The sequence below is a fragment of the Halofilum ochraceum genome, assembly GCF_001614315.2.
GTDB lineage: Bacteria > Pseudomonadota > Gammaproteobacteria > XJ16 > Halofilaceae > Halofilum > Halofilum ochraceum.
This window is the reverse complement of the sequence record NZ_LVEG02000007.1, coordinates 139,124-161,474: the sequence shown is the minus strand read 5'-3', so window position 1 is coordinate 161,474 and position 22,351 is coordinate 139,124. Positions and strand designations below refer to the sequence as shown.

Annotated in this window: 19 protein-coding genes and 1 tRNA gene; 8 read left to right on the top strand and 12 right to left on the bottom strand. The window is 65.1% G+C overall.

Translation table 11 applies throughout. The annotated features are described in order from the left end of the window. The first annotated feature begins 27 nt into the window (after positions 1 to 27). Both A0W70_RS09430 and A0W70_RS09425 read left to right on the top strand, forming a co-directional pair. Positions 28 to 1,218, top strand: coding sequence for an acyl-CoA dehydrogenase (locus A0W70_RS09430; RefSeq protein ID WP_070989077.1), 1,191 nt, complete (start codon positions 28 to 30; stop codon positions 1,216 to 1,218). Positions 1,219 to 1,225: 7 nt separating this feature from the next. Then, entirely contained in the window at positions 1,226 to 2,455 is a 1,230-nt protein-coding gene (locus A0W70_RS09425; RefSeq protein WP_070989076.1) for a CaiB/BaiF CoA transferase family protein, read from the top strand. Between the two features lie 75 nt (positions 2,456 to 2,530). Here A0W70_RS09425 and A0W70_RS09420 read toward each other — a convergent pair whose 3' ends face one another. From A0W70_RS09420 to A0W70_RS09385, 8 genes are all read right to left on the bottom strand, one after another. Next, on the bottom strand, positions 2,531 to 4,273 hold the full coding sequence (locus A0W70_RS09420) for an ABC transporter substrate-binding protein (RefSeq protein ID WP_245675851.1): 1,743 nt from the start codon (positions 4,271 to 4,273) through the stop codon (positions 2,531 to 2,533). 130 nt (positions 4,274 to 4,403) lie between these two features. Then, positions 4,404 to 4,679 (bottom strand): DUF2160 domain-containing protein, encoded by a 276-nt coding sequence (locus tag A0W70_RS09415; protein WP_070989075.1) that lies wholly within the window; start codon positions 4,677 to 4,679, stop codon positions 4,404 to 4,406. A 2-nt stretch (positions 4,680 to 4,681) separates the two neighbouring features. Beyond that, positions 4,682 to 5,545: a carbohydrate ABC transporter permease gene (locus tag A0W70_RS09410; RefSeq protein WP_083330908.1), complete on the bottom strand. Its 864-nt coding sequence runs from the start codon at positions 5,543 to 5,545 to the stop codon at positions 4,682 to 4,684. Between the two features lie 13 nt (positions 5,546 to 5,558). Continuing rightward, positions 5,559 to 6,428: a carbohydrate ABC transporter permease gene (locus A0W70_RS09405; protein WP_070989074.1), complete on the bottom strand. Its 870-nt coding sequence runs from the start codon at positions 6,426 to 6,428 to the stop codon at positions 5,559 to 5,561. Between the two features lie 33 nt (positions 6,429 to 6,461). Next, the gene (locus tag A0W70_RS09400) at positions 6,462 to 7,544 is read right to left on the bottom strand and encodes an ABC transporter ATP-binding protein (protein WP_070989073.1); all 1,083 of its coding nucleotides are present in this window, start codon (positions 7,542 to 7,544) and stop codon (positions 6,462 to 6,464) included. A 24-nt stretch (positions 7,545 to 7,568) separates the two neighbouring features. Then, complete coding sequence (locus tag A0W70_RS09395; protein ID WP_070989072.1) at positions 7,569 to 8,663, bottom strand: ABC transporter ATP-binding protein; 1,095 nt, start codon at positions 8,661 to 8,663, stop codon at positions 7,569 to 7,571. Then, the gene (glpD, locus tag A0W70_RS09390; protein ID WP_245675850.1) at positions 8,660 to 10,231 is read right to left on the bottom strand and encodes a glycerol-3-phosphate dehydrogenase; all 1,572 of its coding nucleotides are present in this window, start codon (positions 10,229 to 10,231) and stop codon (positions 8,660 to 8,662) included. The genes A0W70_RS09395 and glpD overlap by 4 nt, the downstream gene beginning before the upstream one ends. A 171-nt stretch (positions 10,232 to 10,402) precedes the next feature. Next, the gene (locus tag A0W70_RS09385) at positions 10,403 to 11,200 is read right to left on the bottom strand and encodes a DeoR family transcriptional regulator (protein WP_070989071.1); all 798 of its coding nucleotides are present in this window, start codon (positions 11,198 to 11,200) and stop codon (positions 10,403 to 10,405) included. Between the two features lie 184 nt (positions 11,201 to 11,384). Between A0W70_RS09385 and glpK the strand changes: the two genes are divergently transcribed. Both glpK and A0W70_RS09375 read left to right on the top strand, forming a co-directional pair. Then, positions 11,385 to 12,872 (top strand): glycerol kinase GlpK, encoded by a 1,488-nt coding sequence (glpK, locus tag A0W70_RS09380; protein ID WP_070989070.1) that lies wholly within the window; start codon positions 11,385 to 11,387, stop codon positions 12,870 to 12,872. Positions 12,873 to 12,947: 75 nt separating this feature from the next. Continuing rightward, positions 12,948 to 13,024: transfer RNA gene (locus A0W70_RS09375), tRNA-Arg, on the top strand. 362 nt (positions 13,025 to 13,386) lie between these two features. Here the strand turns inward: A0W70_RS09375 and A0W70_RS09370 are convergent. The 3 genes from A0W70_RS09370 to efp all read right to left on the bottom strand — a co-directional run bounded on the left by A0W70_RS09370 (position 13,387) and on the right by efp (position 15,558). After that, positions 13,387 to 13,899, bottom strand: a complete 513-nt coding sequence (locus A0W70_RS09370) for a hypothetical protein (RefSeq protein WP_070989069.1) — start codon at positions 13,897 to 13,899, stop codon at positions 13,387 to 13,389. Further along, positions 13,896 to 14,879 (bottom strand): EF-P lysine aminoacylase EpmA, encoded by a 984-nt coding sequence (epmA, locus tag A0W70_RS09365; protein ID WP_070989068.1) that lies wholly within the window; start codon positions 14,877 to 14,879, stop codon positions 13,896 to 13,898. Before epmA ends, A0W70_RS09370 begins: the two co-directional genes overlap by 4 nt. Before the next feature lie 109 nt (positions 14,880 to 14,988). Next, a complete protein-coding gene (gene efp, locus A0W70_RS09360; protein ID WP_070989067.1) occupies positions 14,989 to 15,558 on the bottom strand; it encodes an elongation factor P in 570 nt (189 codons plus the stop codon). 38 nt (positions 15,559 to 15,596) lie between these two features. Here efp and epmB point away from each other — a divergent pair, with 38 nt between their 5' ends. From epmB to A0W70_RS09340, 4 genes are all read left to right on the top strand, one after another. Beyond that, complete coding sequence (epmB, locus tag A0W70_RS09355; protein WP_070989066.1) at positions 15,597 to 16,679, top strand: EF-P beta-lysylation protein EpmB; 1,083 nt, start codon at positions 15,597 to 15,599, stop codon at positions 16,677 to 16,679. Further along, positions 16,676 to 18,757 carry an EAL domain-containing response regulator gene (locus A0W70_RS09350; RefSeq protein WP_139150819.1) on the top strand — a complete coding sequence of 694 codons (2,082 nt, stop codon included), beginning with the start codon at positions 16,676 to 16,678 and terminating at the stop codon, positions 18,755 to 18,757. The genes epmB and A0W70_RS09350 overlap by 4 nt, the downstream gene beginning before the upstream one ends. Positions 18,758 to 18,899: 142 nt before the next feature. Continuing rightward, the gene (locus tag A0W70_RS09345; protein ID WP_175443096.1) at positions 18,900 to 21,296 is read left to right on the top strand and encodes a putative bifunctional diguanylate cyclase/phosphodiesterase; all 2,397 of its coding nucleotides are present in this window, start codon (positions 18,900 to 18,902) and stop codon (positions 21,294 to 21,296) included. 112 nt (positions 21,297 to 21,408) lie between these two features. Next, entirely contained in the window at positions 21,409 to 21,828 is a 420-nt protein-coding gene (locus tag A0W70_RS09340) for a globin (RefSeq protein ID WP_070989063.1), read from the top strand. Between the two features lie 51 nt (positions 21,829 to 21,879). On the opposite strand, the gene A0W70_RS09335 is transcribed toward A0W70_RS09340, so the two are convergent. Next, positions 21,880 to 22,326: a hypothetical protein gene (locus tag A0W70_RS09335; RefSeq protein ID WP_070989062.1), complete on the bottom strand. Its 447-nt coding sequence runs from the start codon at positions 22,324 to 22,326 to the stop codon at positions 21,880 to 21,882. Positions 22,327 to 22,351 lie beyond the last annotated feature (25 nt).

The window sequence follows — 22,351 nt, the reverse complement described above, 5'->3', positions numbered from 1 at the left end:
GACGCGCACTACCAGCGGAGCCCTGCAATGCCCGATCCGGCTTTCACCGATTTCCAGTGGGCGGACCCGTTTCTGCTGGAACAGCAACTCACCGCCGAAGAGCGGATGGTCCGGGACAGCGCCAGGGGCTACTGCGACGATCATCTGCTACCGCGCGTGACCGAGGCGCACCGGCACGAGGTCTTCGACCGCGCGATCATGACGGAGATGGGCGAGCTCGGGCTGTTCGGCAGCACCCTGCCGGAGGCGTACGGCTGCGCGGGACTCGGTTACGTGAGCTACGGACTGATCGCACGCGAGGTCGAGCGGGTCGACTCCGGTTATCGCTCGGCCATGAGCGTGCAGTCGAGTCTGGTCATGCACCCCGTGTATGCCTACGGGAACGAGGACCAGCGCCTGCGGTACCTGCCGAAACTGGCGAGCGGCGAATGGATCGGGTGCTTCGGCCTCACCGAGCCGGATGCCGGATCCGATCCGGGCGGAATGAAAACCCGGGCCCGCACGACGGAGGGCGGCTGGCTGCTCAGCGGGACCAAGACATGGATCACCAATGCCCCGGTCGCGGACGTGCTGATCATCTGGGCGAAGGACGATGAAGACGTCGTGCGCGGTTTCATCCTCGAACGCGGGATGGAGGGCCTCGAGACGCCGGCGATCGAAGGCAAGTTCTCGCTCCGCGCCTCGACGACCGGCCAGATCGCGATGAACGACGTCTTCGTGCCCGAGGCCAACCGGCTGCCGGAGGCAAAGGGCCTGCGCGCACCATTCGGGTGTCTGAGCCGCGCACGCTACGGGATCGCCTGGGGCACGATGGGCGCGGCGGAATTCTGCTGGCAGGCAGCGCGCCAGTACACGCTCGACCGCAAACAGTTCGGCCGGCCGCTGGCCGCGACCCAGCTCGTGCAGAAGAAACTGGCCGATATGCAGACGGAGATCGCCCTCGGGCTCCAGGGGGCGTTGCGCGCCGGTCGCCTGATGGACTCGGGCGACGCCGCGCCGGAGATCATCTCGATGATGAAGCGCAACAATTGTGGCAAGGCGCTGGATATCGCCCGCACCGCCCGCGATATGCACGGCGGCAACGGGATCGCCGACGAATACCACGTCATCCGTCATGTACTGAACCTGGAGGCGGTCAACACCTACGAAGGCACGCATGACGTCCACGCCCTGATCCTCGGCCGCGCCCAGACGGGGCTGCAGGCCTTCACGGGCTGACCGCACGATGACCGCCGGGGCCCTCTCGCACCTGCGGGTGCTCGACCTGTCGCGGGTGCTCGCCGGACCGACGGCGGGGCAGATACTGGCGGATCTCGGCGCGGAGGTCATCAAGATCGAACGCCCCGGCCGCGGTGATGATACGCGCCACTGGGGCCCGCCATGGTTCACCGGGAACGACGCGGACCAGCGCGGTGAATCGGCCTATTACCTGTCGGCCAACCGCGGCAAAAAGTCCGTGGCGGTGGACATCACCACCACCGAGGGGCAGGCGATCGTGCGCGACCTCGCCGCCCACTCCGACATCGTGCTCGAGAACTTCCGGGTCGGCGGACTGGCGCGCTACGGCCTCGATTACGCCTCGCTGTCGACCATCAACCCGGGCCTGATCTACTGCTCGATCACCGGCTTCGGCCAGACCGGCCCCGGCGCCAACCGGCCCGGCTACGACTTCCTGATTCAGGGCATGGGCGGGCTGATGAGCATCACCGGCGAACCCGACGGTGCCCCTGGCGGCGGTCCGCAGAAGGTCGGCGTCGCCCTGGCCGATGTAATGAGTGGCCTGTATGCCGCGATCGCGGTCCTTGCCGCACTGGCCTGGCGCGACCGCACGGGCGAGGGGCAGTACATCGATCTGGCCCTGCTCGATGTCCAGGTCGCTTCGCTGGCCAACCAGGCCACGAACTATCTGGTCTCCGGAGACCCGCCGGAGCGGCTCGGCAACGCGCACCCGAATATCGTGCCCTACCAGGTCTTCGCCGCCAGCGACGGCCATTTCATCGTCGCCGTCGGCAACGACGATCAGTTCCGGCGACTCTGCGCACTGATCGACAGGCCGGAGCTGGCGGACGACGGGCGCTTCGCCACGAATGGCGCGCGTGTCGAAAACCGGGGCGAGCTGATTCCGTTCCTGCAGTCCGTGTTCGCGCGTGCCGGCAGCGATGAGTGGCTGCAACGGCTGGAAGCGGCCGGCGTGCCGTGTGGCCCGATCAACCGGATCGACGAGGTATTCGCCGATCCCCAGGTCCAGGCCCGCGGGATGCAGACGCAGGCGCCGCACCCGCTGGGCGGTTCAGTGCCGCTGGTCGGGAGCCCACTGAAGATGTCGGCAACCCCCACTGCAGAGGCCTCGGCGCCCCCGACACTGGGAGAGCACACGGACGCGATCCTGCAGGATGTACTCGGACTCGATGAGGGGACGCGGGAGCGCCTGCGGCGGGACGGCATCATCGATTGAAAGTAGTGGCGGGAGGAACGCTTCGCGCTCCCCCCGCCAGCACTTCGAGTAATTACGCCAGGATGGCGCTTCGACTTACTGCCAGCTCTTGATCAGCTCGTCGTAGGCCACGGTCTGGCCCTGCGGCTTCTCGTTGTCGAGCTTCGGCTTGGGTGCACCGGGCTGATCGAACCAGTACTGCGCATCACGCAGTTCATTCAGCTTCGGTCCACAGGTCTCCTGGACCCCCGCCCGTTCGAGCCGCTCCATCACGCGGTCCTGCTCTTTGGCGAGGTTATCCATCGCGCCCTGCGGCGTTTCGTCACCGGTGACCGCGTCGGCCACGTTCTGCCACCACAGCTGTGCCAGCTTCGGATAGTCCGGCACGTTCGTGCCCGTATCGGTCCACTGCAGTCGGGCCGGACTGCGGTAGAACTCGACCAGGCCACCGAGTTCCGGCGCCCGTTCGGTGAACGACTCATGCTGGATATCCGATTCGCGGATCGGCGTCAGACCAACATGGGTCTTTTTCAGTGAGACCGTCTTCGACGTCGTGAACTGGGCGTACAGCCATGCCGCCTTGCGGCGTTTCGGATCGGCATGCTTGAACAGGGTCCAGGAACCGACATCCTGGTACCCGAGTTTCATGCCCTCTTCCCAATACGGACCGTGCGGCGACGGGGCCATACGCCATTTCGGTTCACCGTCCTCGTTGACGACCGGGAGGCCTTCCTCGGCCATACTCGAGGTGAACGCCGTGTACCAGAAGATCTGCTGGGCGACATTGCCCTGGGCAGGCACGGGACCGGCCTCGGAGAAGGTCATGCCGGCGGCCTCGGGCGGCGCATAAGCCTTCAGCCATTCGATGTACTTGCGCAGCGAATAGACCGCCGCGGGGCTGTTCACGGCACCGCCGCGGCGGACGTCCGAGCCGACCGGATGACAATCCTCGACCCGGATCCCCCATTCATCAACGGGTTTGCCGTTGGGAATGCCCTTGTCGCCGGCCCCGGCCATGGACAGCCACGCATCGGTGAAGCGCCAGCCGAGCGATGGATCCTTCTTGCCATAATCCATGTGCCCGTACACGCGCTCGCCATCGATCTCCTTCACGTGCTTGCTGAAGAACTCCGCGATGTCCTCGTAAGCGGACCAGTTGACCGGCACGCCCAGCTCGTAGCCATACCGCTCCTTGAAACGCTTGCGGAGATCCGGACGCTGGAACCAGTCGTAGCGGAACCAGTACAGGTTCGCAAACTGCTGGTCCGGAAGCTGATACAGCTTGCCGTCCGGCGCGGTGGCGAAGCTGGTCCCCATGAAGTCATCGAGATCCAGGGTCGGCAGCGTGACGTCGCTGCCCTCGCCTTTCATATAGTCCGACAGCGGAATCACATCACCGTAACGGAAGTGCGTACCGATCAGGTCAGCATCGTTGACGTAGGCATCGTAGATGGGCGTTTTCGTCTGCATCTCCGTCTGCAGTTTCTCGATCACGTCGCCTTCCTGGATCAGGTCGTGCGTCAGATTGATCCCGGTGATCTCGGAAAACGCCTTCGCCAGCGTGTTGGACTCGTACTCATGCGTGGCGATCGTTTCGGAGACAACCTGGATATCCATGCCCCGGAATTCCTCAGCCGCATCGATGAACCACTCCAGTTCCCTGAGCTGCTCTTCACGCGACAGCGTCGACGGCTGAAATTCGTCCAGCCACTTCTTCGCCTTCTCCATCTGGGCCTCGGTCGCGGCCTGACTCACACCGGGTCCCGCCGCGAGCGCGCCGATCATCGCGGCGCCCACTGCGGCCAACCCCGCTCCGTACTGTTTACTCAACCATTTCATGGTCAAACCCCTCCGCCCGGCTCGACCGGGCTCGTTGATGCCGGCGAAATCGCGACGCCGGCGTTATCGATCGTCGCCCCGGCCGAACCGCGGGCGACGAATTCCCTGATTGCATCCCGGCCCCGGCCGATCACCCCCAGCGCAGGAGCACGGCCAGCCAAAGCACGGAGATCGCGGAGGCCCACAGGAGCGAGAGCTCTTCGGTCCCCGCGAGCCAGAACAAATGGATGAACCCGCTGGTCAGCAGACCGATGAACAGGCGATCTCCCCGGGTCGTCTCGATGGGCAGAAAACCCTTGCGAAGCACCGTCGGATAGATCGTTTCCAGCACGGCCATCAGCGCCAGCATGACGAATACGGCGCTGCTGAAGATCGCCGTGGGGAGCGTCCAGGCCATCCAGCCCATGATTACACCCTCCCCAGGGCGAAGCCCTTCGCGATGTGGTTACGGACGAACCAGATCACCAGCGCCCCCGGTACCAATGTCAGTACGCCGGCGGCGGCGAGCAATCCCCAGTCCATTCCCGACGCGCTGACCGTTCGGGTCATGGTCGCGGCGATCGGTTTGGCCGCCGTCGAGGTGAGCGTGCGCGCCAGCAGCAGCTCGACCCAGCTGAACATGAAGCAGAAAAACGCGGTCACACCGACACCGGCCGAGATCAGCGGCAGGAAGATCTTCACGAAGAACCGCGGCCAACTGTAGCCGTCGAGGTAGGCCGTCTCATCCATCTCCTTCGGCACCCCGGACATGAAGCCCTCGAGGATCCAGACCGCCAGCGGCACGTTGAACAACGTGTGCGCCAGCGCCACGGCGAGGTGCGTGTCGAACAGGCCGACGCTCTGGTAGAGCTGGAAGAACGGCAGCAGGAACACCGCGGGCGGCGCCATGCGATTCGTGAGCAGCCAGAAGAACAGGTGCTTGTCACCCATGAACCGATAACGCGAGAACGCGTACGCCGCCGGCAGCGCGACCAGCAGCGAGATGATGGTGTTGAGGCCGACGTAGTAGATGGAGTTCAGGTAGCCGGTGTACCAGGACGCGTCGGTGAAGATCTTGATGTAGTTGTCGAAGGTGATCGTCGCGGGAAAGAGCGAGAAACCGGCGACGATCTCGCTGTTGGGCTGCAGCGACATCTTGAGCATCCAATACAGCGGCAGCAGCAGGAACAGGATGTAGAGCATCAGCACCGCATTCGGGACGCGCGCCCGGAGGGCCGTGCCCAGGGTGCTGTCCGGCGCCGCTGCATTCCGTGGGTCCTGATTGCCGATCATTTCGATTGCCCCCTCAGCCGACGCCCTTGCCGAGATTATTGATCACCTGGTAGAAGACATAGCTGACCAGCAGGATGACCAGGAAGTAGATGAGCGAGAACGCGGCCGCGGGCCCGAGGTCGAACTGACCCACTGCCATGGTCGTCAGATACTGGCTCAGGAATGTGGTCGAATTGCCCGGTCCACCGCCGGTCAGGACGAACGGCTCGGCGTAGATCTTGAAGCTGTCCATGAAGCGCAGGAGGATCGCGATCATGAGCACGCCGCGCATCTTCGGAAGTTCGATGTAGCGGAAGATGGCCCAGCGCGATGCGCCGTCGATCCGTGCCGCCTGATAATAGGCATCCGGAATCGCCTGCAGGCCGGCGTAGCACAGCAGAACGGCGAGCGATGTCCAGTGCCAGACGTCCATCGCGAGGACCGTGACCCACGCATCGATCGAATTGCCGGTGAAGTTGTAGTCGATGCCGAGCCCGTTGATCCCGATCCCCAGCAGACCGATATCCGGACGCGCGAACATCTGCCAGATGGTGCCGACCACGTTCCACGGAACCAGCAGCGGCAGCGCGAGCAGGATCAAAAGCACGGATACCCACGGGCCCTTGCGCGGCATGCACAGAGCGATCGCGATACCCAGCGGGATCTCGATCGCAAGCACGGCGAAGGAGAACAGGAACTGGCGCCGGAAGGCACCGAGAATCTCCGGGTCGCCGAGAATTTCCCGGAACCACTCCATGCCGACGAAGTACCGGCTCTGCGGGCCGAAGATATCCTGGACCGAGTAGTTGATGACGGTCATCAGGGGCACGATCGCGCTGAACGAAACGATCGCGACGACCGGCAATACCATCAGCCACGCTTTCGGATAGTAGGTTTTTTCCATAGCCCGACTCCGGCCCCTCGATCAGTACACGGATCAACGCACGAGGCGGCTGTCCGCGTAGAGCAGTGTCCATTCCGGCGGGAAACGCAGCCGTGCCCGATCCCCCGGCACCGGCTGATCGTCCCGCAGCTTGACGAACAGTTCGTTATTGGCCGCCCGGGTCTTCACCAGGCGATGGGTGCCCCGGTCCTCCACGAATTCGATCTCCACCGGCAGGCCGTCGCCCGATTCACCGGTCAACTCGAGGAACTCCGGACGAATACCGATCTCCAGACGCCCCGCGGCTCGTCCGCTGGCCGCGAGGACCTCCTCGGACAGCGGAATCCGGTGACCCTCGACGACCGCGGCATCGCCATCGAGGCCGCAGTCGAGGAAATTCATCCCCGGACTGCCGATGAAGTAGCCGACAAACGTATGGGCCGGGCGCTCAAAGAGTTCCTGGGGCGTGCCCAGTTGTACGACTTCACCCTCCGACATGACGACAATCCGGTCGGCGAAGGTCAGCGCCTCGGTCTGATCGTGGGTAACGTAGACGAGTGTCAGCTTCAGGCGCTCGTGGATTTCCTTGAGTTTGCGCCGCAGCCGCCATTTGAGGTGGGGGTCGATGACCGTCAGGGGTTCGTCGAAAAGTACCGCCGCGACATCGCTGCGGACGAGGCCGCGTCCAACCGAGATCTTCTGTTTCGCATCGGCACTGAGATTGACCGCCCTACGCTTGAGGACGTCTCCCAGGTCGAGCATCGTCGCGATCTCCTCGACGCGCTCGCGGACGCGGTCTTCCGGGATACGACGGTTGCGCAGCGGGAACGCCAGATTGTCGTAGACCGACATGGTGTCGTAGAGCACCGGGAACTGGAATACCTGGGCCACATTGCGGCGTTCGGTCGGCAGTGCGTTGACTTCCTGGCCATCGAAAACCACCTGTCCTTCCGATGGCTGGACCAGACCCGAAATAATGTTCAGAAGCGTCGTCTTGCCGCAGCCGGAGGGACCCAGCAGCGCGTAGGCGCCACCGTCTTCCCAGACGTGATCCATGCGACGCAGCGCGTAATCTTCCGGCCCGGAGGGATTACCGCCGTAGGAGTGCGCCAGGTTCCTGAGTTCAATCTTCGCCATGTGCTCTCCCGCGCATATCGGCGTTTACCCCGCATCCGGCCGGGCCGAGTCCGGGGCGGCGGCAAGCCGGCCCGCGCTGTCGAACGCGAACAGGCGCTCCGGCTCGATGTAGACCGTGATCGGATCCCCCAGCCGGTAGGTGTGCACGCCCTCGACCTGCACGACCCACGATGCCTCGCCATGACGGACATGGATGTACGTCTCCGACCCGGCGATCTCGGCGACTTCCACCTCGCCGGTCAGCGCCATCCGCGTCTCTTGCGGATTCCGGAGATGGATCTGCCCGGGGCGGACGCCGAAACGGTAACGACCGGGCGGGAGATCGCGCAGATGGGTGGGCGCCGCGAAACGCGCCTCGGCACCGAGCGAAAGTTCGCCGTTCTCGAGTTCGCCGGCAAACAGATTCATGGGCGGGTCGCTGAAGACCTGCGATACGGCCACGCTTGCGGGCCGGTGATAGACATCCGGCGTCGGGCCGTGCTGAACGAGGCGGCCTTCATGCATCACGGCGGTGGTGCCACCGAGCGTCAGCGCCTCGAGTGGCTCGGTCGTGGCGTATACGATCACCGTGTTGCGTTCGCGGAATATCTGCTGGAGGTCCTCCCGGAGCTGTTCGCGCAGCTTGTAGTCGAGGTTGATCAGCGGTTCATCCAGCAACAGCAGTTCCGCGTCGCATACCAGCGCCCGGGCCATGGCGGTGCGCTGCTGCTGGCCCCCCGAGAGTTCCGCCGGCAGGCGGTCAAGCAGATGGTCGATCTGCATCCGCTCCGCTTCCGCGCGCACGCGGCGGTCGATCTCGGCCTTCGAGATCCGCGCGAGTTTCAGAGGGGAGGCGATATTGTCGTAGACGCTGAGCGATGGATAGTTGATGAACTGCTGATAGACCATCGCGACGTTGCGCTTGCGGACCGGGACACGGGTTACATCGCGCTCGTCCATCAAAATCCGGCCGCTGCCCGGTCGGTCGAGGCCGGCCATCAGACGCATGAGCGTGGTCTTGCCGGCCTGCGTCAGCCCCAGCAGCACGGTCGCCTGGCCCGGCTCGCATGCCATATCGACATGATCGATATGCATTTCGCCGTGGACATACTTGCTGACGCCTTCCAGTCGCAGTGTCATCGGCTCGCCGTCCCGGGGAGCGGATGCGCGAGACCGTTCGCCATCCGGTTCTCCACATCCGCCTGCTCATCCATGGTCAGTTGCAGTCCCAGCTTGCTGCGGCGCCAGAGCACATCTTCGGCGGTCATGGCCCACTCATGCTGAGTAAGATAACGCACTTCCGCTTCGTAGAGATCGCCCCCGAAATGATGGCCGAGTTCGTCGAGCGATGCCGCCCCCGCCAGGATGCCCTCGACACGGGTCCCGTAGTTCCGTGCCAGGCGCCATGCCATCTCCTCGGGTAACCAGGAATAGCGCCGCCGCAGCGACGCCAGGAACGTATCGAACCCCGCTTCGCCGATATCCCCGCCCGGGAGCGGCGCCCGTCCGGTCCACCCGGTGCCGTCGCCGCCGAGCAGTGGCGTCAGCCGGTCCATGGCCTCCACGGCCAGTTTCCGGTACGTGGTGAGCTTGCCGCCGAGCACGGTGAGCACGGGCGCCTGACGCGTATCCAGATCCAGCGAGTAGTCGCGGCTCATGGCAGACGCACTGCCCGATTCCGAATCATCATGCAGCGGGCGAACACCGGCATACGTGAATACCACATCGTCCGGCCCGACCGACTCGGCGAAATAGCGATTGACCGCGTCGCAGAGGTATTCGATTTCCTCCGGCGAGGTCCGGGCCTCGGCGGGATCGCCGGTATAGGGAACATCCGTGGTCCCGATCAGCGTGAAGTCGCGCTCGTACGGGATCGCGAACACGACACGGCGATCGGTGTTCTGGAAGATGTAGGCGTACTCATGCTCGAACAGACGCGGCACGATGATGTGGCTGCCCTTGACCAGGTGCACCCGATGCCGACTGGCAAAGCCCCCGGTATCGTTAAGCAGCTCCGACACCCAGGGACCGGCCGCATTCACGATCGCCTTTGTATGAACCGTCCACTCATCGCCATCGATGGTCGATCGCAGCGTGACCTTCCAGTCGTCAGCGCGGCGTTCGGCCGCCACGCAGCGCGTCCGCGACCACACGGTTGCACCGCGCTCGGCGGCGTCGATGGCATTGAGCACCACCAGCCGCGCGTCCTGCACCCAGCAGTCCGAGTACACGAACCCCTTCTTCAGCTCAGGCCGTAGCGACCCCCCGGCGACATGCCCGTGCAGCGCGATGCCGCGGGAGCCGGGCAGGCTCCCGGAGCCGCCGAGATGGTCATACAGGAAAAGCCCCGCACGGATCATCCAAGCGGGGCGGAGCGCCTTTACGTGCGGCATGACGAACTGCATGGGCCAGATGATGTGCGGGGCGATGCCGAGAAGGACCTCGCGCTCGAGCAGCGCCTTGCGCACGAGACCGAACTCGTAATATTCGAGATAGCGCAGCCCGCCGTGGATCAGTTTCGTGCTGGCCGAAGAGGTGTAATTGCCGAGATCCCCCTGCTCACAGAGCGCGACATCGAGCCCGCGCCCGGCGGCATCGCGGGCGATGCCGGCACCGTTGATGCCACCACCGACCACCAGTAGATCGAACGTCCCGGAATCCGGCATCAACATCGGCTCACGGTTGCGGTTGCCCCTCGTGCCGATCATCGTCGGCCGTGGTTCGGGTAGCGGAATGTTCGAAAGTGAAAATAATCCGTTTTCACTTTTGTGACAAGTCGAAAATCTGCTAGCCGCATTCCCCGTTATTCGAAACCGGAATCTCCGCGGGCGGCATGACCGGCGACCGAACCGCAAGCCGGTACACCGGTCGGCCTTCGATCACGCACCCGCTTCCTCCGGGGCCAGAAAGAGGCTGGCACCGGCATCGGCCAGCAGGCGCTGGATGCCGGTGGGCGGCGGTTCATCCGTGAACAGGGCGTCGATCTGCGAAAGCTCACCCACGCGAACCATGGCATTGCGCCCGAATTTGGTCGCGTCGGCGGCAAGATACACGGCCCGGGCGTTCGCGATGATCGCCTGGAGCACCCGCACCTCGTGGTAGTCGAAGTCGAGCAACGCACCATCCCGGTCGATCCCGGAGATCCCCATGACGGCGTAATCCACCTTGAACTGATTCATGAAATCGATGGTCGCCTCGCCGGTCACGCCACGATCGCGCGCGCGCACGACCCCGCCGGCGATGATGACCTCACAGGACGCGTTATCGATCAGGATGTTGGCCACATTGAGATTATTGGTGATTACACGCAGATCGCGGTGATCCGACAACGCCTCTGCGACCGCTTCGGCCGTGGTCCCGAGCGTAATGAACAGGGACGCCTGATCGGGAATCTGGCGGGCGACCGCGCGCGCGATGCGCTGTTTTTCGGCCCGGCGCGAGACCTGGCGCGCGGTGTAGGGCTCGTTCTGGACGCTGGAGGCCAGCCCCGCGCCGCCGTGATAACGGCGCAGCAGGCCGCCATCACACAGGGCATTGACGTCCCGGCGAATGGTCTGCGTCGTCACCTCGAAATGGCGAGCGAGCTCCTCGATGGCAACGAAACCCTGTTCGCGGACCAGTGCAAGCATGGCCCGCTGGCGCGTGTTCAGGTCGTCCCTGTGATCGTCCGACGCCATATCTCGCCTCTTTCAGTATCGCGTCAGGCCCGCATCGGCCAGAGGTCACAGAGGGTAATCGATTTTTTCGGTTTCGAACATCCGCGCTTGACATTTTTCATAATCGATCGATGATTGTCGCGTCGAGCGGACAACGCATGCGTACTACCGGGTTGCCGGGAACAATCAGTGAGGAGGCGGGGCCATGCCGGGCGGAATTCTCGCGATCGACCAGGGGACCACCAGTTCCCGCGCCATCGTCCATGATTTTCGCGGGCGCGTGGTCGCGTCATCCCAACTCGAGTTCGATCAGCATTACCCGCATGGCGGCTGGGTCGAACACGATCCCGAGGATCTCTGGCAATCGACGCTGCGGGTCGCGCGCGAAGCATTGGGCCAAGCCGACCGCGAGGGCGTCGATGTGGTCGCACTGGGCATCACGAACCAGCGCGAGACCACGGTGGTCTGGGATACCCGCTCGGGCGAGGCCATACACAACGCCATCGTCTGGCAGGACCGCAGAACGGCCGAGTACTGCGCACGCCTCAAATCGGAGGGTTACGAAGCGCAGGTCACGGAGCGCTCGGGCCTGCTCCTCGACCCCTATTTCTCGGCCACCAAGGTGGCCTGGATCCTCGACAACGTACCGGGCGCCCGCGACAAGGCGACCGCCGGGCGGCTCGCCTTCGGCACGGTCGACAGCTGGCTCATCTGGCGCCTTACGGGCGGCCGCGTGCACGCCACCGACGCGACCAACGCATCGCGGACGATGCTGTTCAATATCCATGAGCAGCGCTGGGACGATGAACTGCTCGCGCTGTTCGACGTCCCCCGCTCGATGCTGCCCACGGTGCTCGACTCGGCAGACGATTTCGGGAGCGCGGATTCCGGCTATATCGGCCGAGCCCTGCCGATCCGCGGGGTCGCCGGCGACCAGCACGCCGCCGTGGTGGGCCAGACCTGCTTCACGCCCGGCATGATCAAGAGCACCTACGGCACGGGTTGTTTCGCCCTGATGAACACGGGGCCGACGCCGGTCACGTCACACAATCGCCTGCTGACGACGATGGCCTATCGGCTCGCGGGCCAGCCCACCTACGCGCTCGAAGGTTCGATCTTTGTCGCCGGCGCCACGATCAAATGGCTCCGCGATGACCTCGGCATGCTCGAGAGTGCGACCGACAGCGAGGAATACGCCCGCCGGGCCGATCCCGACGACGACGTCTACCTGGTGCCCGCTTTCACCGGCCTCGGCGCGCCCTACTGGGATCCCGATGCCCGCGGCGCCATCTTCGGTCTCACCCGCAAAACCGGTGTCCCCGAACTGACCCGCGCCGCGCTCGAGGCGGTGTGCTACCAGACCCACGACCTGGTCGTCGCCATGGCCGCCGATGCGAACACGCCGGTGCGCGAGCTGCGCGTTGATGGCGGGATGGTGCCCAACAACTGGCTCCTGCAGCGCCTGGCCGACCTGGTCGGCGTCTCGGTGGAACGCCCGCGCGATACCGAGACCACGGCCCTCGGCGCCAGCTACCTCGCGGGCCTCGGCCACGGCGTCTGGGGCTCCCTGGAGGAAGTACGCGGCCAGTGGGCGCTGGAGGCGCGCTTCGAGCCCTCGATCACGAACGAGGAACGCGATCGCCGCCTTGCGGGCTGGCACCGGGCGGTGCGCCACGTAACCGATTCGGGCTGATCAGCCGCTGATCGCCGGGAATGGCCACCGCGCGGCTTGACCGCACCCGCCCCCACCGGTACAACCGCGTCACCCGCCCCGGTAGCTCAGCTGGATAGAGCACTCCCCTCCTAAGGGAGTGGTCGCAGGTTCGAGTCCTGCCCGGGGCGCCAGATAAGGAAAGCCGGCTGCGTGCCGGCTTTCCTTATCTGGCGATCCGGGTAGCCCTGATGAGAACCTGAGTTCGACTGAATTGCAGGACGCAATTCAGCGCGAGCGAAGCGAGTCCGAAGGACCGGGCACACGGACGTGCCCGGCAATCCTGCCCAGGCCACATCCACGTCTACACGCAAACAGAATTCCCGAAACAGCCCCGCAAGCCGACCCCATCGCGAGCAAGCTCGCTCCTACATGAATCCTGCAATCCGGTGCGAATACACCTGTAGGAGCGAGCTTGCTCGCGATCGTGCCCGCACGGGGGTTGGGGACGATCAGCGCGTACACGGGACCGGCGGTGTTCCCACCGCGCCCGCTCCTACGAACCGGAACCACCCCGCTCGGCCGCCCAGCGCATCGCCCCGATGATATTGCGCTCGACGAGATAAGCGCGGGCGTCTTCCGCGTCATGCTCGAACCATTCGCGGGCACTGCCGAGGCGGAAGGTATACCCCCAGCGGTCCATATCGTGCTGCATCCGTGCGCTGCCGACATCCGGCAGTTCCTGCGCCAGCACGATCTGGAGATAACACACCGCGCACTCCTCGATCGCCGTGCCACCGGCATCGGTATGCAGCCGCTCACGCCGGCTCGCGTCCATACAGGCGAAATGCCCGGCCTCATGGAGCGCGGAATGGACCGGCGTATCGCCGCGGAGGTAGAGCCGGTCGCCGATCAGCCCCGCCTCCGGCTCACCCCAATGGGTGCCGGGGATGGCCTCGCCCTCGTCGACCCAGACGACGGTCATCCCAAGACCTTCGATCAGGCGCTCGAAATGGGCCATGTTGATCTGGCCGCACCGCAGGACGTCATTTTCGGTGGGATCGCTCATGCTCGCTCAAACGGAAACGGGAGGACAGCGTCGATTGTATCCGCTCCGGCGGCCAGCATGACCAGCCGATCGAAGCCCAGCGCGACGCCGGCGCAGTCGGGCAGTCCCGCTTCGAGCGCCGCCAGCATCCGCTCATCCACCGGGATCGTGGCCACACCCTCGGCGTAACGCGCGCGATTTTCGGTCTCGAAGCGCGCCCGCTGCTCGGCGGCGTCCGCCAGTTCATGGAAGCCGTTGGCCAGTTCGAGTTCGCCCCAGAAGGCCTCGAACCGGGCCGCTATGCGCGGATCCGCGGCATCGATGCGCGCCAGCGCGGCCTGCGAGGCCGGCCAGTCGTACAGAAAGGTCAACCGATCGGGTGCGAACCGCGGCGCGACCAGGCCGGTCAGCAGGCGATCGAGCCAGCCATCGCGGTCCTGATCGTCGAGCCCCGGGACCGACGACAGCCCATTGTCATCCGCGATGGCGCGCAATTCATCCATGCCCGCCGTCAGCGGATCAACACCGGCGTGACGGCGGAACGCGTCGGCATACGTGATGTACTCGGCGGCCCGCACGGGCCGTTCCGGCGCGAGCGTGGCCGCGATGACGGCCTCCACCTCTTCCATCAGCTCGTGATGGTCAAACCCGAGGCGATACCACTCGAGCAGATCGAACTCGGGCTGATGCCAGCGTCCGCGTTCACCGTCCCGGTACACTCGCGCCAGTTGCCAGCAATCGCCGACGCCGGCCGCCAGCAGGCGTTTCATGGGGAATTCGGGCGAGGTCTGCAGGAAGCGGTCTTCGCCGAGAACGCGCGCGCGCACCGGCTCTACCCGCGGCTCGGTTGGAGCGGCCGCGGAGAGCGCGGGAGTATCGACCTCGAGCACGTCGCTCGCGTCGAAGAACGCGCGGAGCCGGCCGCGCATGCGGGCCCGCAGGCGCAGGATGTCGGCTCCGGCGACGGGCCGCCAGAGGCCAGAGTCTCCCGATCCCGTCATGATTTGCGCCAGGGAGGAGCGAGGGCCGGCCAACACGGGCCGCTGCGGCCGACGCCGTCGCCCGTGTCCCCAACGGGCGCGGCGACCTGCCGATGACGGCGTATGCGGGTTATTCCTTCACCCGGCTGACGTATTCGCCTTTGCGCGTGTCGACGCGGATCACCTCGCCCTCCTCGACGAATAGCGGCACTTTGGCCACGGCGCCGGTCTCCAGCGTGGCGGGCTTGGTACCGCCCTGGGCAGTGTCGCCCCGGATGCCGGGATCCGTCTCCACGATGCGCAGATCCGCGAAGTTCGGCGGCGTTACCGTGAGGGGCTCACCGTTGTAGAGCGTCATCTCCACCGTATCCTGCTCGCGCAGCCATTTGTGGGCGTCGCCCATCGCGGCCGCGTCGGCGGCGATCTGCTCGAATGAGTTCGGGTCCATGAAGTGCCAGTACTCGCCATCGGAGTACAGGTAGGTCATCTCGGTGTCGATCACGTCGGCGGCCTCGACGGAATCGCCGGACTTGAACGTCCGCTCGACCACGCGGCCGGTCTTGAGGTTGCGCACCTTGACCCGGTTGAAGGCCTGGCCCTTGCCCGGTTTGACGAATTCATTCTCGACGATCTGGAAGGGATCGCCGTCCAGCATGATCTTGAGGCCTGCCTTGAACTCGCTCGTGCTATATGTCGCCATTTGACCCTCGTCGGGAAGCCGGGAAAAATCGGACGGCTATGATACCGGCAACCCGGAAGCAAAAAAACGACTCCACGCCCGCGACGGCGCCGGAATGGCAGCGTGAGCTCGCGTCGGCGGTCCGTGATGCGGGCGAACTGCGGTCCCTGCTCGGCCTGCCGGAGGATGCGGCCGGGGATGCCGGCTTTCCGGTGCGGGTGCCGCGCGGCTATGTCGCCCGGATGCGCCACGGCGACCCGGACGACCCGCTGCTGGCGCAGGTCCTGCCGAGCGCGGCCGAAGCGCGGGAGGTCCCCGGATTCGGACCGGATCCGGTCGGCGACCAGGCGGCCATGATCCGCCCCGGCGTGCTCCACAAGTACTACGGTCGTGTGCTGCTGGTCACGACCGGAGCCTGTGGCATCCACTGCCGCTACTGCTTCCGGCGCGAATTCCCCTATGCCGATGCGAACCCAAGGCCGGACGACTGGCAGTCCGCGCTCGATTATATCGCCGGCGACGACACTATCGGGGAGGTGATCCTCAGCGGCGGCGACCCGTTGTCGCTGTCCGACCGCAAGCTCGCCGACCTGGTCGAGCGCATCGAGGCGATCCCTCACGTCACCACACTGCGAATCCATTCCCGGCTGCCCGTCGTATTACCCGAGCGTGTCGATGATCGACTCTGCGCCTGGTTGGGGGACACGCGTCTTGCTACAGTCGTTGTCGTGCATGCCAATCACGGCAATGAGATCGACGCGACGGTGGGTGCGGCAATCGCGCGTCTGCGAGCCACCGGGGCAATGGTACTGAATCAGGCAGTGCTTCTGCGGGGAGTCAACGACGACGTGGATGCGATGGTCGAACTCTCGCGCCGGCTGTTCGCGGCCGGCGTGCTGCCGTATTATCTGCACATGCTGGATCCGGTGAGGGGCGCCGCCCACTTCGAAACCGGATCCGATGAGGCCCGTCGACTCATGGCAGCCGTCGCGGCCCGACTCCCCGGTTACCTGGTGCCACGGCTTGTGGTCGAAGAGGCTGGCCGCCCCGGGAAGACCCCGCTCGCGCATGACTGGAGCGGGTGCCATGATGGCATCACAACGTCCATGCTGGACCAGGCGGGAGGCCCTGCAACGCCTTGAACAGCCAATCGACAATCCGGTTGCTGATGATCAGCGACGCGCTCGACGACGCCGAATTCGTCACTTCGATGATGCGACCGGCCGGTTACGCCGTGAAGGCCGTCCGGGCCGAAGACCGGGAGGAACTCGACGCGGCCCTCGCGAAGGGCACGGTCGACGTGGTGATGCACTCGCTCGCCGCTATGGACCTGTCGCTGAGCGACACCATCGAGGCGATCCGTTCACACGAACTTTTCGTGCCGGTGATCGCGTTCGGCGAGAACGAAGACCTGACGGTGGGCAAGGCGCTGGCAATGGGTGCGGCCGAGCGTGTCCAGCCGAACGACCAGGAACAGATGCGCCATGCGATCGTGCGCGAACTCGACCGTGTCCTGGTTCGCCGCCAGGCACACTGGCTGAGCACCGCCTACCGCGAGAGCGAGCAACGGGCCCGGGCCCTGATGGAGTCCTCCCGCGATGCGATCGCCTACATCCACGACGGCATGCACGTACTCGCGAATGATGCGTATCTGACCCTGTTCGGCTACGAAGCCTTCGAGGAAGTCGAGGGCATGCCGATGATCGACATGGTGCAGTCGGAAGACCAGGCGAAACTCAAGGAGTTCCTGCGCAACTACTCCACCAGCGACCAGGCCGTGGGCACCCTGGAACTCGCGCTGCAACAGGCCAACGGCAGCCATTTCCAGGCCGAGGTCGAATTCTCGCGCGCCTCGATCGAGGGCGAGGCCTGCAGCCAGATCATCATCCGCCACCAGGGCAACACGGAAGAACTCGAGAAGCAGCTCAATCTGCTCAGCCAGCGCGACAGCGTCACCGGCCTGTTCAACCGCCAGCACTTCATGGAACTCCTGCAGGAGGCGCTCACGCGCGCCGAACGCGAGGAAGGCGAGTCCAGCCTGCTGGAACTGGCGCTGGACGATTTCGGCTCGGTCAAGGATCGCGTCGGCATCCTCGGATCCGACCAGGTCATCGGCGATATCGCCGGTGTGCTGCAGGATACCTTCGGCGATGAAGACCAGGTCGCCCGACTCGATGGCGCCACCTTCGCCGTGCTGACACCGATCTCGGACCAGGCGAGCCTGGACGAACTCGCCGACCGGGTTCGGGGCGCGATCAAGGATCACATCTGCGACGTCAACGGGACCTCGGTCGGCGTTACGGCCACGATCGGGATCGCCCGGATCGACGGCAGCACGACCGATCCCAACGACATCCTCTCGCGTGCGGAGCGCGCCTGGGAAGAGGCCCTGAAAGCGGGTCCGGACGCGCATCGCATCTATCAGCCCAAAGAAGGCGAGCTCTCACAGAAGCAGATCGACCAGCAGTGGGTCGAGCGCATCCGCGAGGTACTGCGCAACGAGCAACTGCAGTTGCTCTTCGAACCGATCGTCGGCCTGACCGGCGAGAGCGTCCCGCGGTATGAAGTCGTGTTCCGCGTGCTCGACGACAATGGCCAACCGGTCGAGGATCCGGACATGCTCGCCGCCGCCGAGCGTACCGGCATGTCGAAGGGACTCGATCGCTGGACAGTGCTCAACGCCCTGAAGGCCCTGATCGAACAGATCAAGGTCGACGACAGTTCCGTGTTCTTCGTGCCGCTATCCGGGCACGCGTTCGACGATCCCGGCCTGTTCAAGTGGATCCACGACCGTGTCTCGCAGATCGATCTGCCGGACGGTGCACTGGTCTTCCAGCTCGACGCCGGCGCCGCCGCGAACCGGATCAAACAGGCGAGCGCCTTCGCGAAGGCGGTCCACACGATCGGATGCCGCATATGCCTGTCCGGTTTCGGCCATGGGAGCGATCCGTTCCAGGTCACCCGGCACGTGTCGGTGGACTATCTGCGCGTGAACGACGAATTCACGCATAACCTTCAGCAGAACACCCAGAACCAGGAGGCGATCCGCGAGATCGCCGCGAGGGCATCCGAAGAAGGCAAGCAGACGATCTGCCCCGGCGTGAAGGACGCGGGCAGCCTGTCGGTGCTTTGGGGGTTGGGCACCGACATGATCCAGGGAGAGTTCCTTCAGGAACCGGGCACGGAACGCGATTACGACTTTTCCTCCATGGCGATGTAGGCGGCAGCCATGACAACACGGCACCGGCAGCATCCCTCCGATCTGTTCGCCAGGAGCAGCCGGTGCCCTCGCCAAGCCGGTCCGCCCTGCGGTTCGCCCCCGGTGCCGTCCCTGACCGGCGCCACGCGCAATGCGTGACGCGATGCACGCAGACAGAGCGAGCACCGCGGACGATCCGGATCGTTCCGCACCCTCCGTCCAGCGCTCCATACTCGATCATCTCATCCGGCAGGGTCGTATTTCGCTGGCCGTAAACCTGGCCCTTGCGGCGATTGTCGCGGCCGCGATGGCGCAGGTGGCGACGCTGGCGAGCGTGATCGCCTGGCTGGTCGCACTCGTCGTCGTAACCGCAGCGCGTGGCTTCGCGCTCCGACACGCGCATGCCGTGCGCGACGCGACCCCTCCTCGGCACGCCCTCGGACCGATCGTCGCCTCCACCATGGTGTCGGCGATGCTCTGGGGCATCACGCCCTGGCTGTTTCTGGGTGATGCGACACCGCACGAGAGCCTCATACTCCTGATCGCGATCGCCGGACTCGCGGCGGGCGCGATCCCGTTTCTGGGCTGCATCTGGAGCCTGTACCTCGGCTATACGTCCCTGATCATCCTGCCCGTCGCCGCCTGGCTGTTCTTCAATACGGGGGCAGCGGGACTCGCTCTGGGGCCCATGACCGTGGTCTACCTCCTGGCGCTGGCGGCGGCCGGGCGTAACCACGCGGCCAACTTCCGGCAGACGCACGAAATGGCGGCGCGCCTCGAGCAAACCAACGCCGAGGCGGAAGCGGCGAATCGGCACATACGGGCTAAAATGGATGAAGCCGTCCGCGCCCGCGAAGCACTCGCCCGCAGTGAACAGCGGTTCCATACGGCATTCGACCAGGCCCCGATCGGCATGGCCCTGGCGCGGCTTGACGGGGGAATCTTCCAGATGAACCCGACCCTGCGGGATTTGCTCCACTACCCGCAGGAGCCGCCGCGCGATCTGCCCCTGACCGACCTCGTCATCGATGAGGACCGCCGGGGATTCGAGGCGACGCTCGAGGCGCTCGCCGACGGCACGCGCACCCGGGCGGAGGTCGATATCCGTCTGCGCCGCGCCGATGGTCAGACGCTGTGGACTTCGGTGGCGATCGCCGCGGTGAGCGATCTGCCGATCGATGACCGTTATCTGATCGTCGAGCTCCAGGACATCACCGAATCGGTGGAACTCTCCGCTCGGCTGCAGTACGAAGCGAGCCACGACGCGCTGACGGAACTGACCAATCGGCGCGAATTCGAGAGGCGACTGAACCGCCTGATCGCCGCACGCCGACAGGCCGACCGCGTGCATTCCATATGCTACATCGATCTCGACCGGTTCAAGGTCGTCAACGACAGTCAGGGACACATCGCGGGCGATGAAGTACTGCGGCAGGTTGCCGGTGTGCTGCATCAGCATGTGCGTACCGGCGATACCATCGCGCGCCTCGGCGGCGACGAGTTCGCCCTGCTGCTGGAGAACTGCGACGCCCCGCACGCGTTGCGGATCGCCGAGGATCTCGTCCGCGCCATCGGAGACTTCCGCTTCTTCTGGGACGATCAGGTTTTCCGCCTTGATCTGAGTATCGGTGTGGCGGAAATCCTGCCGCATGAGAGCGCGGTCAGCGAAATCATGCGCAACGCGGATACCGCCTGTGCCGTGGCCAAGGAAGCCGGCGGCGGGCGCGCCCACGTCTACCGCGCCGACGACCGCGAGATGCAGCGCCGACATGGCCAGATCGAATGGATCAGCCGTATCACACGGGCGCTTGAGCACGACGAATTCGAGCTGTACATCCAGCCGATCGTCGATCTCCGTCGGGAAGTCCCTGAGCACGGCATGCATTTCGAGGTTCTGGTCCGCATGCGCACGGACGATGACCGGCTCCTGTTGCCGAGCAGCTTCCTGCCGGCCGCGGAACGTTATGGCCTCGCAACCCGTATCGACCGCTGGGTGATCGGCGCCGTTTTCGACTGGTTCCGGCACCACCCTGAACTGGTGGCGCGCATCGATGCCTGCGCGATCAACCTCTCCGGCACATCGGTGGACGACCCCGAATTCGCGGAGCACCTGGTTACCGATCTGCGGAGCGCCCCGCTATCGCCCTCACAGCTTCGTTTCGAGATCACGGAGACCGCCGCGATCGGTCATCTCGCCCAGGCGAGCCGTTTCATGAGACGGCTCGCCACGCTCGGCTGCCGATTCGCACTGGACGACTTCGGCAGCGGTCTCTCCTCGTTCGGCTATCTGCGCTCCCTGCCCGTCGATACGCTGAAGATCGACGGCCAGTTCGTGCGCGATATCGCGCGTGATCCGGTCGACCATGCGCTGGTCCGATCCATCAACGACATCGGCCGCGTGCTGGGATTGACGACCGTTGCCGAATACGTCGAGGACCGCGCGACGCTGGAAGCCCTCCGGTCCATCGACGTCGACTTCGTCCAGGGCCATTTCTCGGGCCAGCCCGTACCGATCGACACGCTCTCCGGCGAGCCCTCCAACGCACCGGCCGACGCCTGAAAACGCCGGTACATCTGCCCCCGGCCCACCGGAGACTTGAGCCAGATCAATACGAGCGCACGCGCACTGCGGCAGACTCCGCCCTCGACTGCAGCCGCGAGCGGGTATCCACATGGCCGACACCTACGCCGACGTCCACCAGAGCTTCAACCGCTGTCTACAGCGGCGCGATTTCCTCTCGCGCTTCTACACGATTTTCGTGGGGAGTCACCCCGAGATCGCCGCGAAGTTCGTGGATACCGACTGGCAACAGCAGATCCACCTGCTCCGGCACGGCATCAGCGCGTCGATCCTCTACGCGGGGGGCGGCGATCTCGGCGACCACGAATTGAAACGCCTCCATAAAAGCCACGGAAAAAAGGGCTATCGGATCGAGCCCTGGATGTATGACAACTGGCTCGAATCGCTGCTCAAAACGCTGGCGGAAACCGATTCACAATTCGACGGGCAGTTGGAACACCGCTGGCGGGAGACCATGGGCATCGCGGTCGCCCAGATCCGTGATGGAAAGGACATCCGGGCAAAGCGGTAGGAGCCTGGATTGCGGACAGAGTGCCGGACGCATGCCACTGAACGGGTTGGTTCAGCGCTTGCAGAGGCTTCGCAGTGCCGGCTCGGCGATGCGCTCGCACAGGCCGGGGTCGCCGGTATCGCGACGCAGCTTCAGGTAACAGGTATCGCGCAGATTCGAGTCTGTCACCTCGCCGCACAGCGCGGGTTCGCCGCTGACGATCGCGACATCGCTGAGACAGATCTGCCGGAGACTCACCGGGCGCTGATCGTTCCCGGGGATCGCGCGACAGGCGGCCGGACGTCCGGTCTGGACGGCGAACACGCCGTAGCACTGATCGCGCACACGGACATCTTCGGCCGCATCGCATGGCGCCACCTCTTCCGCGGCGACCGCAAGTTCGGCATAACAGAGTACGCGCTGGGTCACCGACTCCCGGGCGCCACAGTCGGCGGCGAGGATCGACGGTGAAAACAGCAGAGCCGAGACGGCCAGCAATCCCCACACAAACGACTTCAAAACGGCGTGCTCCGAGCCCCTATTC